We start from the raw sequence: 17,180 nt of genomic DNA on the forward strand, positions 1-17,180 counted from the left end.
ATTGTTGCATATTGTGCAGGATATGTGCACAGTCGCTCTTGTCGAGCCACAATGTTGCAGATATTGCAGGATATTTCTAAATTTGTTAGTGGCTTTGGCACATTGTTGCATCTTTTGCAGGAATTCGGGCGCTCTGGTGCAGGTTGGGCTGTGAATGTTGCATATCGTGCAGGATTTCCGTGCAGACGGCTTCTATTGAGTAACATTGTTGCATTCTGTACAGGATTTACGGGCAGGTCGCATCTATCCATCCTTTCCTGCCGGGCCGCTCCTTCCGCCGCTGCTTCACCCCGCCTGAACCAGAAATTCATTGAACAATCCGGCGGTAATCGGGTAGTATGGAGAAATATATTAACGGGCCTGAACAGAAATGGCACTGCCGTCTTACTGAAAGTTACGGGCAAGAAAGGATGTATCCTGTTTATGATGAAGCAAAATTCGGTGACAAGCCTGGCTGATAGCGGGCCGTCCAGAAGCCAGCGGCTGCAGCTTGCCGTGATTCTGGGAGCCATCGCGACCATTGGTCCGCTGTCGATTGATATGTATCTGCCGGCACTGCCGGCTCTTGGCCTCTATTTCGATACCAGCCCCGCCATGATTCAGCTTACCCTGACCTTCTTTCTGCTGGGGCTGGCTTCGGGCCAGCTTGTAGCCGGCCCGCTCAGTGATGTGCATGGGCGCCGGATTCCGCTGTTGTTCGGGATGATTATCTATGCGGTGTCTTCACTCCTCTGCGCGTTCAGCCCGTCCATCGGGCTGCTGATTGTGCTGCGCTTCATTCAAGGCCTGGCCGGATCGGTAGGGGTGGTGATCTCCCGCGCGGCGGTCCGCGATATGTACAGCGGCTCTGAATTAACCAAGTTCTTCTCGCTGCTGATGATTGTCAACGGACTGGGACCGATTGCAGCTCCGGTCATCGGGGGACAGCTGCTGAGGGTAACAGACTGGAAGGGTGTATTTATCGTCTTGTTCGTATGCGGGCTGCTCTTCGCGGCGCTCATTCTTCTGCGGCTGCCGGAGACTCTGCCTAAGGAACGGCGTATACGCAGCGGACTGGCAGGAACCCTGCGTACCTTCCGCACACTGCTTGGCAATGCCGGCTTCATGGGCTACGCGCTCTCCCAGGGCTTTGTTATGGCAGGCATGTTCGCGTATATCTCGGGATCATCCTTTGTGCTGCAGACCATTTACGGGGTATCCCCGCAAATGTACAGCCTGATCTTCGCCGTGAACGGCCTCGGTATTATTCTGACCGGGCAGATTGCCGGGCGGATGTCGGCCAGAGTGGGTGAGCGTAAGCTGCTGATCTGCGGCCTTCTTCTCTGCACCGCAGGCGGCATCCTGCTGCTGGTCACTCTCCTCGCGGGGGGAGGGCTGGCGCTGATTCTGCCCTGTCTGTTCGCCGTGGTCTCCAGTGTAGGCCTGGTGGGTACGACCAGCTTCTCGCTGGCGATGCAGGATCAGGGGGAGACGGCAGGCAGTGCCTCTGCGCTCCTCGGTCTGCTTCCCCTGCTGCTGGGGAGCTGCGCGGCTCCGCTGGTCGGACTTGGAGGCAGCGGCTCGGCCCTGCCGATGGCGCTGGTCATCGCGGGAGCGGGTCTCCTGTCGCTTCTGTCCTATCTGCTGCTGTGCAGAAGAGAGGCCAAGCCTTGAGCCGCAAGGACTTCGCTACCCTGCTGCTGCTTGCTTTTGCCTGGGGAGCCTCCTTCCTGTTCATGCGGATTGCCTCGCCGGAGCTGGGTCCGGTCTTCACAACAGAGCTGCGCGTTACGATTGCCGGGGCTGCTCTGTTGCTCTATGCGCTGCTGACCAGGCGCAGGCTGGGCCTCCTGAAGCACTGGAAGTCTTTCCTGCTGCTCGGCGCAATTAATGCGGCGCTTCCGTTCACGCTGATCTGTATGGCAGAGCTGCACTTAAGCGCCTCGCTGGCCGCGATTCTGAATGCTACAACCCCGATGTTCGCGGCACTGGCGGCGTGGGGGACCCGGAAGGAGAAGCCGGGAGCGGCCAAATCGGCCGGATTGATTATAGGTCTGGTGGGTGTGGGTGTGCTGGTCGGCTGGAGCCCGCTCCCGCTGACCAGTACGGTTCTTTTGTCCGTAGGCTATTCGCTTGGAGCTGCGCTCTGCTATGCGTTCGGAGGATTATATGCATCACGCGTAGGCTCCGGTCTCTCTCCGCTGGCGCTTGCTGCGGGACAGCAGCTGGGTGCAAGTGTGGTGCTGCTGCCGCTGGCGGTGCTTTTTGCCCCGGATCATCTGCCTTCTTCCGCCGCTGTGTATTCTGTCCTCGGCCTGTCGCTGATCTGCACCTCGGTGGCGTATCTGCTCTACTTCCGGCTGATTGCCAGTGTCGGACCGGTCAAGACCGTCAGCGTTACCTTCCTCGTGCCTGTATTTGGCCTATTATGGGGCGTAATCTTCCTGCGGGAGCAGGTTTATGTCAACACCATTGCCGGGCTGGTCATTATCCTGCTGAGCGTTATGCTGGTGAACCGGAGAGCGCGGAAGGATTAAGAGTGGATTTTCAGCAAACTTTCAGCGCATTTTAACGTTCAGTTGAGAGAAAAGGGATATATTGAAGAGGTGAAAGGAGGGACCGCCCATGAATGTCTCATCCGTAGCCGCTTCAGCATCCGTAACTTATACCTCCTCCAGCGCCAGCGATACCGCTGCACTTGAGAAGCAGAAGGCGAAGCTGGAAGCTGAGCTTGAGAAAGTAAGCGCAAGCCAGGACAAGGAGCAAGCCAAAGAAACGCAAACCAAGCAGCTGGAACAGCAGATCAAGCAGATCGAAGCGCAAATTGCCCAGAAGTCACAGGCTGCGGGCAGCTCCGCTTCTGCCAACAGCGCTGCTGCGTCTCTGGACAAGCCTGCCGGGAACAATAAGCTGGCAGCAGCATCCGTTCAGGAGATTGCTAATGCAACCACCGACAGCGCAGGGAGATTCGATATTAGAGTATAGCCTCAACTAGAACAGTATGTCTCTGGAGAGAGCCGCCATTGCCGTGGTGGCAGGCCCTCTGTCAGGAGATGACAACCCTCGGCACAATGATAAAAGCACCCGGACTAATCGCAGTCCGGGTGCTTTTATCTTGTATAGGAAATTATGATTTTCTTCTTTTGTATTAACATTTTTAGAGAAATCCTGTAAGTAGTGCAACAATACAGCCCAACAGGAGCGGTATATGTCGAAATCCTGCACGAAGTGCAACAACGTCAGCCGCTAACTTGCTTTCTGCACCGGAATTTGTGCAAATAATGCAACATTGTACCCGCATACAGTAACCTTAATAGAGAAACCCTGCAAAATATGCAACAATGCTCTATGCAAGCGGTCGGTGAGAGAGAAAAAATATGGGCTGGATGTATGCTACCAGAATGCGATGAGGCGCCAACATCCTTCACCCGTTAGGGTGATTTTGTGCTGAAAATATAGAGGGATATGCTTCTCACCATCACTGAATAAATATCAATTCTGCTGCAGGGACTAACCCTCCGCCGGCCGTCTAACTCTTGTAAGCGTGTGACCATTATACGGGAGTTCTGCTGCGGATCTTGTTATAATGGGTTCGTATGAAGAGGGCTGAATATGTTCAGGCAACAAGAGCGTTCGGCAGTGAGGACAGGTGAAGTCATGCATACTGTAATCAAAAATAAATTGGAACGCTTCAAAATCGTACGGCTGCTGATATCCATTTACCGGATTAAGGCGGTGCGGGCGCTTTTTCCGCTGCTGATTATCGGGCTTGTCTATCTGGAGGGGCAGCATGAGCTGAAGCAGATTCACTTAGGCAAAATCATCCGTGATCTGAAATCCGTTCCCGTGCCCTCTATTATGCAGATGCTGGGAATATCACTGCTGTCGGTGGCGGTTATGAGTACGTATGATTATTTGATCCGGCGGCATTTCCGCCTGCAGATCGGCTGGCTGCGGACCTTCCGTTATGCTTGGATTGCCAATACATTCAATAATATGATCGGATTCGCCGGTCTGGCTGGTGCGGGCCTTAGAACGCTGCTCTATAAGAGGAGCAGTGTACCTGCGTCCTTGCTCGCGCCGGCTATTGTGTTTCTGTCACCACTTATGATTACGGGGCTGTCGCTGCTCGGGTGGGGGACGATCACCGGGCTTCTACCGGCTGACCGGCTGCTGGAGGCGCATCGCTGGCTGGGTTTTGCAGTCTGGGGGATAGCGCTGTATCTGCCGTTCTTTGTACTCCTCCAGCGCTCTGCGCTCTTCGCCAAATGGATCAACCGGGGTGAGGGGCGAACCGCCTGGCCTACTGTGGTTGCTTCTGTGGGTGCCTCCTTCCTGGAATGGGTGTTCGCCGGGCTGACCTTCTGGTTCATTGCCGGTGAGATGCTCGGAAGTGCTCCGTTTCTCACCGTTTTCAGTATCTATGTAGTGGCTGCGATAGCGGGAATTCTAAGTATGGCTCCCGGCGGCATCGGTGCGTTCGATCTGATTGCGCTGCTCGGGCTTACCCAGCTAGGCATCAAGAGCGACCATGCTATGGCAGTCCTGGTCATCTACAGATTATTCTATTACATTATCCCCTGGCTGCTCGGGCTGGTGCTGGCTGCGCTGGAGTTCGGATTGCCGGGTACGAAGGGTGCTGAACGCAGCGGCGACAGAGTGGAAGCCCCTCTGACGGTTTGGCAAAAAGTATGGGGCTGGCCCGGCCAGTACACCTTCCTCAGTGATCTGGGGGTATGGGCGCTCGGCAAACTGGTCCTGGCCAGCGGTCTGCTTCTGCTGCTGTCCGCAGCTACGCCTGAGCTGCTCTACAGGCTGAAGGTGACAGAGGAACTGCTGTCGCTGCCCGTGATGCAGATCTCGCACCATCTGTCCGTGGTAATCGGCTTTATGCTGATTCTGCTGTCGCGCGGGATCTCCCTGCGTGTCCGCAGGGCATACGTCTGGACTAGCCTGCTGCTGCTCAGCGGGGCGGTCTTTGCATTCACAAAGGGGTTTGACTACGAGGAGGCCCTGTTCCTCCTGGTGGTTGCGATGATTCTCTGGATCTCGCGAAGCCGGTTCTACCGGATCAGTGTTCCGTTTAGCGCCAAAAGCACCTTATGGTGGCTGCTCCTGACTTCCGTTGTAGCCCTCAGCTATTACGGGCTGGCGAGTTATACCCATCACGGCTTCCTGAAGCATCTCCCGCCCGGCATCCAGCCGGAATGGCTGCGGCAGCACAGTAATGTGGCGGCCACGGCAGCCGGCGGGTTGATTGTCTCCTGGCTGCTGCTGACGATGCTTGTAGCCCTCAGGCCGCAGCACAAGGCAGATACGCTTCTCGCGGATAAGGATATGGTGCGTCTGGAGCGCTTTCTCTCGGAAGGCTGGGGCAATGCCTTAAGCCACATGCTGTTCCTCGGCGATAAAAGCTTCTATTGGGCTCAGGAAGGCCGGGTGCTGTTCGCCTTCGCCAGAGTCCGGGACAAGCTGGTGGTACTGGGTGACCCGCTGGGGCCGATGGATCTCCTTAACAATGGAATCAGTGAGTTCAGGCAGGCTGCGGACTTATATGGCCTATCTGTAGTCTTCTATCAGGCGACCCCGGCGCATCTTCCGCTCTATCATGAGCAGGGCTACCGGTTCTTCAAGCTGGGGGAAGAAGCGCTTGTCCCGCTGGCGGACTTCGGCATTAGCGGTTCGCGGAACGCCAGCCTGCGTAATGTGAAGGGGCGGTTCGAGCGCGAGGGCTACCGTTTCGAGATCACAGAGGCAGAGCATTCGAAGGAGCTGCTGCAGGAGCTTCGCCTGTTGTCAGAGGAATGGCTGGCCGGGCGGATGGAAAAAGGCTACTCGCTGGGCTGGTTCAGCGAGTCGTATCTCCAGCTCGCACCGCTGGCACTGCTGCGCGGACCAGAGGGCCATCTGCTGGCCTTCGCCTCCATGGCTCCTGGCTATGACGGGCAGAAGAGCGTCTCGGTGGATCTGATGCGCCATCACAAGGATACCCCGAACGGGACTATGGATTACCTGTTCCTGTGTCTGCTGGAATGGGCGAAAGCGCGCGGATACAAAAGCTTCAATCTCGGGTCTGCCCCGCTGTCCAATGTCGGGGGCCGTTTTGGAGCGCTGAGGGAGGAGAAGCTTGCCCGGCTTGTTTTTGAACGCGGCGGCCATTGGTACGGCTTTTCCGGTCTGCGCCGGTATAAGGAGAAGTTCAACCCGGTATGGGAGCCGCGGTATCTGGCCTATCCCGCTGCTGTGACTCTCCCTCTCTTGACCCTGGATCTGGTGAGGCTGGTCTCCAGGCATCCGGAGGAGGAGTGAGCTCTTCATACTGGAAGGTATCCTGGAGTGTTCAGAGTGTTGTGCATAATGAAAAGTTAGACAAGCATATAAAAATGCATCCGTTCAAACAAATGCCGCCCTTCTCCGAAAGCTGGAGAGCGGCATTTTGTTGTTTTTTTGGAATTTATGATTTCCGTCTGTGATGGGCAAGTGTACGCATAGGGTAAGGGATAAGCACTATTTCAATCATACGAATGAGGAGTTTGGAATGTATGCGAAAAACAGCATACAATGTTCTACCGCGCAGGCGCACGGGCCGAATGTATGCCAAAAACAGCATACAATGTGCTGCCGCGCAGACGCACGGGCCAATGTATGCCAAAAACAGCATACAATGTGCTGCCGCGCAGACGCACGGGCCCATGTATGCCAAAAACAGCATACATTGGGCTGATGTGAGGGATCTCCCACAAACGGGCGATGGGGAAGGTGGTGGTAACTGTTTCTGCATGATCCATCCGCTAAAGTGATTTTGTTCGCGGACTCGCTCTGCATCCGCTCAGCTAATCCGCGCTAACCACCACAGCATGGCTGCGGCCGCCAGAATACCTAGCGCTGCCAGTGTATCGCGCCTGCTCCAGCGGAGCTGATAGACGGGAGTCCGCTGCTTGGCGGGATCATACCCCCGTGATTCTACGGCTGTCGCCAGCTCGTCGCCCATGCCCAGGACAAGGATCAGCAGAGGCACGATGATTAGGGCGATCTGCCTCGGGGACCAGCGGGCCACTCCGCGTGCGCGTCTTCCGCGTGAGCCCAGCGCAAGCTGCAGCTGGGCCAGCTTGCCGAGAATCCACGGCACGAACTGCAGGGTCACGGATACGGCAAGCGACCAGTTACGAGTGCGGATGCCCAGGGTCCGCAGCGGAGCGATGCCCCATTCCAGCCCCTCGCGCAAGGGGGCGCCGGTGGTTGTCTCGGTGAACAGGAAGCCCAGGGCAATCAGAAGCAGGAAGCGCAGCACGCTGATTCCCCCGCGCATTAGTCCTGCATAGCTGAAGCTGAGCGGCCCGAGTGCGAAGTCGGGAGCGCTCCAGCTAAGCCCGGACAGCAGCCAGAGGAACAGGAACATTAGCAGGAACGGGCGGAAGAAGCGGAAGGCCCGGCGCCAGGAGATACGGGCCGAAGCCGCGAGCCCGGCCAGTAGCCCGGCGGTAAGCAGCAGCGGAAGCAGAGTGTGCATCCCTAACAGAACCAGCGATCCGAGAATCATCCCCAGCCATTTGGCCCGGGGATCAACAGCTTGCCAGCCGGGCCTGCGGGGAGGAGTCGGCTCCTGTCTCGGGTTGCCGGGCTTGATGATCGCCTGGGCCGTCTCCGCTCCGGTGGCTTGAGGGGAATGTTCCCGGTGCCGGATCTCTACTGTGCTGTATTGCGCACTGTGTTCGCTGGCGTTGCCATGCTGCGTTCCGTGTTCGCTTGCGCTGCCGTTCGGGCTGCCGGGCCATATGGCGCCTCTGCCCGCAGCGGCTACATCGCCTGCCTGCCGTTTGTCCATCTGCGGGATAGGCAGCGGGTGCTTTTCCAATGCGGTCAGCAGCTCCTCCAGACTATCCGGGACTGCTTCCAGCAGGCCATGCTGCACTGCTCTGCGTCCCATGGAGGCATAGACGGGGAGCGTGAGTCCGGCGTCTGCCAGCAGGCCGGGATCGGCAGTCAATGCCGGAGCAGGACCGTCATAATGGATAGCCCCCTGCTTCATCACGATGACCTTGTCGGCAACCGGCAGGAAGCTGTCCAGATCGTGGGTGCCGATGATCAAGGTCAGGCCGCTGCTACGCAGCTCCTGCACCATTTCGAGCAGTGCCTGTTCCGCCTGCGGGTCCAGCCCTGCGGTCGGCTCATCCAGAATCAGGAGCCCGGGCTGTACGGCCAGGGCTCCTGCAATACATACGCGCCGTTTCTCCCCTCCGCTAAGCAGAAAGGGCGAACGCCCGGCGAATTCATCATAAGCCAGCCCGGTCTTCGCCAGGGCGCTGGCGATGATCTCCGTCCGCTTCTCCTTGGACACCCTGCGCTCTATCAGGCCATATTCAATATCTTTATGCACCGTACCCGCGAACAGCTGCGTCTCCGGCTGCTGGAATACCATGGATACTGCTTCAGGGTTCTTGTAGTCCGGCTTCTTCCCGTGATTGTATAGTATCTGCCCGGAGGAGGGCTGTGCAAGACCCGCGAGCAGACGTAGTAGCGTAGACTTGCCGCTCCCGTTCACTCCGCAGAGGATGGTCAGTGTACCTGTAGGGATATCCAGAGAGATATCCTGAACCGTTGGCCTGCCGCCTACATAGCAGAATGAGAGCTGTTCCGTATGAATTCTCATAGCAGCTCCTCCAGATCCTGCCCGGTCAGCGGCAGCAGATGAAGCGGCCAGCCCTGCTTCAGCAGCAGCTTCCCGACCCGGACGGCCGGAGAAGGAAGCCAGCCGAGGGTCTCCGGCAGCTCTGAGGTATAGAACAGGCTGCGCGGGCTGCCGTCATAGAGCAGCTGTCCCTCGCCCAGCACCGCAATGCGCGGGCTTGCGGCCAGTTCCTCCATCCGCTGCGTGACCCAGAGGATGGTAGTGCCCGTCTGCCATAGCCCCTGAGCCAGCTCCATAATATCCGATCTCCCCTCAGGGTCCAGCATCGAGGTGGCCTCATCGAAGATCATCATTTCAGCTTCCAGTGCCAGGCAGCTGCCTACCGCCAGGCGCTGGCGCTCTCCACCGGACAGCGTGGATACCTCTGCTTCTGCTTTATGGCTTAGCCCTACCTGCTGTAGAATCTCATGGATTCGTGCAATCATCCGCTCCCGTTCCAGTCCCCGGTTCTCCAGCCCGAAGGCGATATCCTCGAAGGGGGTGGAGCCCACCGTCTGTGCTTCGGGATTCTGAAATACAAGCTGTACACGTTGCTTCACAACCGTCCGGTTCTCCGGCAGGCGCAGGTCCAGTCCGGCCACGGACAGACTGCCGCCGGAGGGGGTGTTCAGTCCGTTGAAGGAGCGGATGAGCGAGGTTTTGCCGCAGCCGTTGGCTCCCGTTATCGCTACCCATTCCCCAGGCATTATATGAATATTAATCCCTTGCAATACCGTACGGCGATGCTGACCCTCCCGCACGGACAAGCTTATATTATGCGCCCTGATCATCCTCATGCCTGCTTTCCGTCCAGCTCTAGTCAACAATTGCTACCCATTATAACAAAGATTTCAGGATTGATGTATCTGGAGGGGGATGATATAGTGATGCCAAGTGGAAACGGCTTTGCCGTCCTTTTGAAGGACGGTACCGTTTTGGCGGGAAATAGAAGGATAATTTGTAGCGTGAAACATATAAATTCTCATATTTTTAAAAAAAGGGGGAACCTCCCGGCCATGAAGAAATGGACAACCCGCGGCCTGATATTCAGTGCTTTATTTGCCGCTGTCATGATAGCTTTGAGTTATTTGAAAATCTCGCTGCCCTTCTCCACGGTACCCATCACCATGCAGACCCTCGCGGTAATGCTGGCTGGTTCTATTCTTGGGGCCCGATACGGGGCACTTGCAGTACTAATCGTAATCGGACTTGCCGCTGCCGGGTTCCAGGTGATGGGCGGAAGCGGAGGATTAGCGGTCCTGGTTGGCCCTACCGCCGGATATATATTCTCCTGGCCGTTCGTGGCCTGGCTGATTGGCTTTTTCGCCGAACGCATTAGGCAGGACAAATACACCTTTGTGAAGCTGATGGCGGCTAACTTCATCTTCGGGGCACTGTTAGTTTATCCGGGCGGTGTGGGCTGGCTTGCCTATTCTACAGGCATGGATACACTCGGCAAGGCACTGACGGCTGGCATGTGGCCGTTTCTTCCGGGCGACCTGCTCAAAGCAGTCCTGTGTTCGGCTGTAGTAACAGCGGTATGGAAGGTATATCCGATCGAACGTATTCTGAACCATGACACAGGCGTTTGGGCTGACGGGGACAACACAACCACAAGCCGCTAGCCACAAGCTGTTCACTAATAAATGTAAATGCTAACTGCAAGCTATGTCTTGCACAGCATAAACAGGCGAATTCATAGCCCCTGCGGCGTGGATTCGCCTATTTTGCGTTATTCACAATAGGAATTCTGTAGGCATTCATCAGTTGTTATGCAGGTTGTGGATAAAATGTGGATAACATCGGGGATAAATCCCGTTTGCTGAGCTCGGAGTGGGCCGGATGAGTAAATGAGTAACATGTTTTGGTTCATAGAGAGTAATATATTTCTTTTGTGGATAATATGTGGGTAAAATGGGAGATTGATTGCGGAAGCAAGGAAGTCGTAGGTGAAACGGAGCACAGTAGCTCATCGGATCTAAACGTGTGAGAAATACTTTAACTAATGGCTTGCTGAGGGTTTACCTCGCCCCGATTAAGGTGCAAGAGTAGGCTTAATTGTAATTCGTACAACTAAATCGTCCGATGTGCCGCCAAATCTCCGTTTAGATGTAGTTCGTGCAATTAAAATGTCTCTATACCTGAATTTTCGCCAATCCGGGCATATTTAGTTGTACAGACTACAATTAGAAGAGGAAGTCCACCCGTTTCACTGTTTTTAGTTGCACAGAAGAGTCAATTTCATAATTCAGTTTACTGAAAAGCAAGATTGGTCCAAAATCTAAGGTCATATTTTTTAAAAAAATCAGGCCACTTGCTGGGAGTCTCTCAACTGCTGATTCAATTTGTCTAATGCAAACTTACTCAAATTGTACGCGAGCGTACTGAGCTGGAAATCGACACTTGCCCGGACACCCCGGTGACGTGTGCGTTTCATCCCGAAATACTCTTTGAGATAGGCAAACACACGCTCCACGGCCGTCCGCTTGTTGTACAGGGTGGTAAAACTTTCGCTACCTCTGGCGGGATAAGTGTGCAACCGCAAATCCGTTTGCATGCGAATTTTAAACACTTTTTGGCAATCGGAACCGGAAAGCTCACAGCCTTTGCATTCGCTAGGCCGGGTGTACTTCAGGGTCTCATACTTGGCATCAAAACTGTCGTAACGGTACGTATGTCCTTGAGCGCACACCGGCGTGTAATCCAGATTCATTCCTGCAGGCGGGTCTTTATGGTGAATCAGGGAAATCGCAGGATAGGCGCCGAGCGTATGAATCAACTGGTAGATTGCCGCGCAGTCGTAGCCTTTGTCGCCCAAGATATGCTTGACCTTTAGCATCGGAAACTTTAGGAGCAGGCCTTTGAGAAGGACGACCGCCATACGCTGGTCATTCGGATTGGCCGAACTAAAGAGCCCACTGAGGATATACTGGCTGTCCGTGTCGACTAGCAGATTCGCCTTGAACCCGTAATAGCTGGTCATTCGGCCCTTCGTATTTTTCTTATCACAACGCGCAGCATGCCGGGGCAACTCGGTCAGCAGTTCATCGTACGTGTACGGCAACATCGCTTCAATGGTTTTCTGGAACGGTCCGAGACTTTGTTCATAGGCTTCCATTTCCTCGCGCCGACGTTCCTTTTCGGCCTGGGATGGACGACCTGGCTTGCTGTACCTGGGTTTCTTCAGCGGCGCGTTCACCGCCTTCGGCTCAGGCTCTTGATGTTCGAGCTGAAGCTGTTCGGCCACCGGAGCTTCGCCTTTCTTTTGCTCCCGGCGAGCCGCACGACGCTTGGAGGCTGATTCGCTAAATTGGCAATCCCATGCCTCAACCATCGAGGAATCCACAGCCAGATGGGTGCCGCTCACAAAACCTTCTTCTAGGGCAGAGGTGACTAGGCGATCCTGAAGTTGTTCCAGCATTCCCGTTTGCGCTAGGGCATGAATCAAACGAGAATAGGAGGCCTGACTGGGAATATTGTCCGAGCCCGTAAACCGGCACTGGACTCGAAATTCGTGGCTATGATTCAATCGCCGGACCAAGGCAGAGACAAACTCGATGTTCTCCATTTTGGCAATCAGCAGCGAGTAGATCATGGCAGGTACGTTTAGTTTTTCAGGCCGTCCACGGTGGCTCTTTTTCCGCAGTGCGAACAGAACTGGAGCTAAATGTAAGTGTTCAAAGATTTGGCTATATTTATCTTCCGGAGCCATCTGGAGCAATTCCTCAAAGGAAAACAGTTCTTCTTGTCGAATAGAATAGATAGGGATTACCTCTTTTCTTCTCGGGTGTTGGTTTCGTCACCTATAACTTCGAGAATTTGGGGAGGTACTCCTTTTTCTATGCTCAAAAAAACCAGGTATAGCAAGGGTTTTGAATTATGAAATTGTCTCCAGAATACACTTATACCTGTTTTTCGCTACGAACGCAGCTTCATCCCTTACTACATTTATGGAAGGAGATCACTTCATTAACTTTGAAGGTCTACTAGTGCCCTTGACTCCACCCCGAGTCACCTCTAACCTATAAAACAATGCCGCCCCCTAACAACAGGGACGGCATTCGTCATTTCTACAAGCTTACTCCTCCGCGCAGGCATCGGCCGGCTTCGGTTCGGGCAGCGCCCAGACGGACACGCTCCCGCCGTTCACCGGGAATACGGCCCAGCCGTCTTCGCCGATAGTGACGGACTCCCCGCGGTTATGGGTGAAGTCCTCCCATATCTCTCCGCTGCGCGCTTCGCCCACGAACATCCGCTTCTCTCCGTTGTCTCCGTTGGAGATGACTACAGCGCAGCCGGAGCCTTCGATCTCCTGAACGCCGCGCCGGACCCAGCCGATGGTGTTCGGATGGTCGAAGTAATCGTCCTGCTCTCCGTAGGCCTTGGTATAGCGGGCGCAGAGCAGAGGATCGATGGCGTCCTTCTTGCCTTCCATCGGGGCAGGGCCGCCGATGCCGTAATAATCCCCGTAGAAGACCACGGGATATCCGTCGCGCCGCAGCAGAATCAGGGCGTAGGCACTTTGCTTGAACCAGTCGCCTACCCAGGATTCCAGCGCCTCATGAGGCTGGGAATCGTGATTGTCAACGAAGGTGACAGCATTCGCGGGATGTGTCTGGACCAGTGTATCGTCGAAGATATGCGTCAGGTCAAAGTCCCGGCCTGCCAGTGCAGCGGAGTACAGCTTGTAATGAAGAGAGACATCGAACAGATCGATCTGGTAATCGACAGTGTTCAGGAATTCGCGGCAGGCTTCCAGATTGGAGTTCCAGAATTCACCGACGATGTAGAAATCCTCGCCGCGTTTCTTTTTCATCTCCATGGCGAATTCCTTGATGAACTCGTGGTTGATATGCTTGATCGCATCCAGCCGGTATCCGCTGCATTGCAGCGTATCGACCAGCCATTTGCCCCAGTTCAGCATTTCCTGCTTCACATCTGCATTGAGGTAATCGATGTTGGCGAACATCAGATAGTCGTAGTTGCCGAATTCGGTATCCACATTCTCATTCCAGCCTTTATTCGTGCCGTCAATCCGGAAGACGCCGCTGCGGCCTTCCTTGGCATCGAAATCGGTCCCGTTGAAGTGAGTATGATTCCACTTGAAGCTGGAGTACTCATCCCCGCGCCCAGGGAAATCGAATTTGGTCCAGCCTTCAATCTCGAACGGCTCGGAGATATCCTTGGTGCGGTCGTTCGGGTCCACCTCAATGACCTCAAAGACCTCCGTCTCATCCGCTCCGGCTTTATGGTTCATGACCAGATCCACGTAGACTGCAATGCCGTTCTTCAGGCACTCGGCAATTGCGTCGATTAACTCCTGCTTGGTACCGTATTTCGTGCGCACGTCGCCCTTTTGATCGAATTCACCAAGGTCGTAGAGATCGTAGACCCCATAGCCGGTATCTTCGGGGGAGACGGCTTTGGTAACAGGGGGGACCCACACCGCATCCATTCCCGCCGCCTTCAGTTCCGGGGCCATCTGGGCAAGACGCTTCCAGTGTTGTCCATCCGCCGCGACATGCCATTCAAAAAACTGCATCATTGTATGATTTCTCTTCATATTAGTAGGCCTCCTTTACATGTGTAAGACGACTCCGGCGGTTATCCTGATCTGGAGATTCTGCTAATGCTGGCACCTAAGCAAGGAGTAGAAGAGAGATATGTAGACCTCTGTACATCAGGTGAACAAGTCCAGCTGGCGCGGGGCCAGTCCGCCGTCGATCCCGAGCAGCGATTGCAGCTCCAGAGCATTAGGAGTGGCATCCCCGGCAGAATTATTATTAAATACCACGTAAATATTCTTACAGGTCTGTTCAAGCTCCAGCAGCCGGTCCCGCCACTGCGTCAATTCCCCGGTGCTGTAGCAGTAGAGATAGCGGAGCTTGCGCCAGTCCGGGTGGCTGCTCTGATTCCAGCCTGCGGTGTTGCGCCCGTGCAGCCGCACGTAGGTGAGATCGGGCCGGGTGGCGACAGGGACAATCGGGATGGAGCCGGAGCCAGCCTGCGGCTCGTCGGCTATCGTATGAATCCAGCCTTCCTGCTCCAGGAACCGGAGGGTCCGTTCACGCATCTCAGGGTTGTACCAGGAATCATTACGGAATTCGATGGCAGCGGGCACATCCAATAGCCGCTCCTTCGCCTCACGCAGGAAATTCACGTTGTCCTTGGTGCAGTCGAACCAGGGCGGGAATTGAAACAGGGCCATCGCCAGCTTCCCCGCTGAACGGACAGGGGCGATAGAGGTATGGAAGGCACGGTACATCTCCTCCGGCGTATCGTAGTAGTTCTTTTTCCCCCGCAGATGTCCGGTCATTCCCTGGTAAGCCTTCACAATGAATTGGAATGCTTCTGGCGTCTGACGTACCCACTTCTCGTAATTTCGGACCGGCTGAACCGCATAGAAGGAGCTGTCAATCTCCACAATGGGAAAATGGGCGCTGTAGGCGGGCAGGCGGTCGGCGGGTTTGATTTTGCCGTACAGCTCCTCATGGTCTCCGAAGCCGGTCAGCCCAATCTTGATCATAGTCCCTCCCCCTCGCAACTACGGAATGAAGACCGAACGGATCGGCTAACTCTTATTAAACTGAAAACCCGCCAATGCAAACAACAGGAGAACAGGAGTGACTGAAATCAGTGCAGAAACAGGAAGGAACTGGAGGGAAAAGGGCTATGGAAGCTGGTATCACCAAAAGAGCAGGCGGATATACCCGGCGGGTGTTATTTATTCTTTCTACTTGATATGCGCAGGGGAAGCGGGAGGTGCCGCGCGGGGCAGGAAAAGAGGGCTTGCCTCCATCACATGGGCTTGAAGCGGGTGATGGAGGAGACGCCATACAGATGAACGCTATTGCGGCCGTTCCGCTTGGAGGAGTAGAGGGCATGGTCTGCTTCTGAGAGCAGCTCCTCCAGTGAGATCGAACGGCCGAGGGCTTCGGTCACGCCGAAGCTGGCTGTGATTTTAATTGTTCCTGTGAAGGTGGAGAAGGTGCTGTGCTCGATGTCCCTGCGGATGCGCTCAGAGATCAGGGCCGCTTCCTTCAAGGAGGCTCCCGGCAGGCTTAAGACGAATTCCTCGCCTCCGTACCGTCCGAAGACATCCCCCTCCCGGACATGCTGACGGCATACGCTTACTACATGCTGCAAGGCCATATCCCCGTGATGGTGCCCGTAGCGGTCGTTAATGCTCTTGAAGAAATCGATATCCAGCAGGATGACCGAAAAGGGGGCGGCTGAGCCGGCAGCTTCCTTCAGCCGCTCGCGGCTCAGCTCCATGAAGTGGGTCCGGTTGTAGATGCCGGTCAGGCTGTCGATGGTGGCGAGCTGCAGCAGCTTTTCCTGGAGCAGGGTGCGTTCGGTAACATCGATCAGCATGATCATCCGCCCGGCCAGATGGCCGTCATGCTTTTGCACCGGGGAGGAACGGACCTGGTAATAGCGGACTTCTTCGCCGGAATGCCATACCAGCTCCTGCTCCTCGCTAATCTGCGGATTGGAATTCATTACATAATCGACCGCCTCCTTGCCGGCAGGCAGGAAGAGCTGGGCTAGCGGGCGTCCGATAGCGGCGGCATCCAGATCCTCAAGCATCTCGGCAGCAGCCCGGTTGTAGTCCACCAGCTTGTCGGAGAGGTCTGTGACCAATACACCGTCGCGCATGCTCTCGAACAGATTCTCGCGGGCAATCGGTGCGGCGGTCAGCATCCCTCTGGACAGAATGGCCCATATATACAGGGACGAGGTTACGCTCATCACTACGGGAACAGGGTCTGTTCCATACGGGGTCAGGTCCATCAGATAGAGGAAGGCCCCCAGCGCAGGCAGGAATTGTCCGACAAAAATAATCAGCATCTGCCGCAGGTAAGCCCGCCGCATCCGTCCCCAGCGCCAGAGGATCAGGCACATACCTGCCAGCATACAGCCAAAGGTCAGACTGCCCTGCACGATATACCAGGGTCCCATGACGATATCCACCAGCGGTGTAGGTGCATCTCCCCGGAAGTAGATAGACTTATAGAACAGGTGATGGGAGTCGTTGGTCCAGACAAGCACCGTGGAGATCACGGGGACGGAGTAGAGGAGGACCAGCATTTTCCGGGAGATCAGCTTCTCTAAGCCCACGAAATGCATGATCATCAGCAGACTGGAAGGTGCGATGTACGGCATTCCGAGATACTCCAGCTTGATCCAGAACTTAATCTGTTCCATCGAGTTCCCGGAGAGCTCAAGCGCAAAGGCGAATGTGTATACCGCCGAGGCGGCGGAGCTGACGATGAATGCGCGCAGACCCGAGAAGTCAGTCTTCCTGTAAAAAGCAAACAGGGCGAGCAAGGCGTTCAGCACACCGGAAATCGAAACGATAATAATGTAGTTGGAAATCATAGATGCCATGGGGCGTGCCTCCATGGGTTGGGATAAGCATTGGACATTGTGAATAGTCTCCTGGACACAAAATGAAATGCAAGTAAAGAAAAAGCACACATCCGAATTAAGAGGATGCATCCCAGGGCTCGGACTGGTGCGGCTGTGGGAG

General features: G+C 55.4%; 11 protein-coding genes. 5 read left to right on the forward strand and 6 right to left on the reverse strand.

Annotated elements, in window-relative coordinates; translation table 11 throughout:
- Positions 1–423 precede the first annotated feature (423 nt).
- From MKX63_RS06345 to mprF, 4 genes are all read left to right on the forward strand, one after another.
- Complete coding sequence (locus tag MKX63_RS06345) at positions 424–1,653, forward strand: multidrug effflux MFS transporter (RefSeq protein ID WP_445323480.1); 1,230 nt, start codon at positions 424–426, stop codon at positions 1,651–1,653.
- Positions 1,650–2,516 carry a DMT family transporter gene (locus MKX63_RS06350; RefSeq protein ID WP_341015993.1) on the forward strand — a complete coding sequence of 289 codons (867 nt, stop codon included), beginning with the start codon at positions 1,650–1,652 and terminating at the stop codon, positions 2,514–2,516. The genes MKX63_RS06345 and MKX63_RS06350 overlap by 4 nt, the downstream gene beginning before the upstream one ends.
- A gap of 88 nt (positions 2,517–2,604) precedes the next feature.
- Positions 2,605–2,964, forward strand: coding sequence for a FlxA-like family protein (locus MKX63_RS06355; protein WP_341015994.1), 360 nt, complete (start codon positions 2,605–2,607; stop codon positions 2,962–2,964).
- A gap of 672 nt (positions 2,965–3,636) precedes the next feature.
- Entirely contained in the window at positions 3,637–6,288 is a 2,652-nt protein-coding gene (mprF, locus tag MKX63_RS06360) for a bifunctional lysylphosphatidylglycerol flippase/synthetase MprF (RefSeq protein WP_341018538.1), read from the forward strand.
- A 520-nt stretch (positions 6,289–6,808) separates the two neighbouring features.
- Here mprF and MKX63_RS06365 read toward each other — a convergent pair.
- Positions 6,809–8,629: an ATP-binding cassette domain-containing protein gene (locus tag MKX63_RS06365; RefSeq protein ID WP_341015995.1), complete on the reverse strand. Its 1,821-nt coding sequence runs from the start codon at positions 8,627–8,629 to the stop codon at positions 6,809–6,811.
- On the reverse strand, positions 8,626–9,408 hold the full coding sequence (locus MKX63_RS06370; RefSeq protein ID WP_341018540.1) for an ATP-binding cassette domain-containing protein: 783 nt from the start codon (positions 9,406–9,408) through the stop codon (positions 8,626–8,628). The genes MKX63_RS06365 and MKX63_RS06370 overlap by 4 nt, the downstream gene beginning before the upstream one ends.
- A gap of 255 nt (positions 9,409–9,663) precedes the next feature.
- Between MKX63_RS06370 and MKX63_RS06375 the strand changes: the two genes are divergently transcribed.
- Complete coding sequence (locus MKX63_RS06375; RefSeq protein ID WP_341015996.1) at positions 9,664–10,272, forward strand: biotin transporter BioY; 609 nt, start codon at positions 9,664–9,666, stop codon at positions 10,270–10,272.
- A 680-nt stretch (positions 10,273–10,952) separates the two neighbouring features.
- Here MKX63_RS06375 and MKX63_RS06380 read toward each other — a convergent pair.
- The 4 genes from MKX63_RS06380 to MKX63_RS06395 all read right to left on the reverse strand — a co-directional run bounded on the left by MKX63_RS06380 (position 10,953) and on the right by MKX63_RS06395 (position 17,038).
- A complete protein-coding gene (locus MKX63_RS06380) occupies positions 10,953–12,359 on the reverse strand; it encodes a transposase (protein ID WP_341015997.1) in 1,407 nt (468 codons plus the stop codon).
- 366 nt (positions 12,360–12,725) lie between these two features.
- Entirely contained in the window at positions 12,726–14,210 is a 1,485-nt protein-coding gene (locus MKX63_RS06385) for an alpha-amylase (protein ID WP_341015998.1), read from the reverse strand.
- A 117-nt stretch (positions 14,211–14,327) separates the two neighbouring features.
- Entirely contained in the window at positions 14,328–15,173 is an 846-nt protein-coding gene (locus tag MKX63_RS06390; RefSeq protein WP_341015999.1) for a DUF72 domain-containing protein, read from the reverse strand.
- Between the two features lie 272 nt (positions 15,174–15,445).
- Positions 15,446–17,038, reverse strand: coding sequence for a histidine kinase N-terminal 7TM domain-containing diguanylate cyclase (locus MKX63_RS06395; RefSeq protein WP_341016001.1), 1,593 nt, complete (start codon positions 17,036–17,038; stop codon positions 15,446–15,448).
- Positions 17,039–17,180: the final 142 nt, after the last annotated feature.

This window comes from Paenibacillus sp. FSL R7-0179 (assembly GCF_038002265.1).
Lineage (GTDB): Bacteria > Bacillota > Bacilli > Paenibacillales > Paenibacillaceae > Paenibacillus_AQ.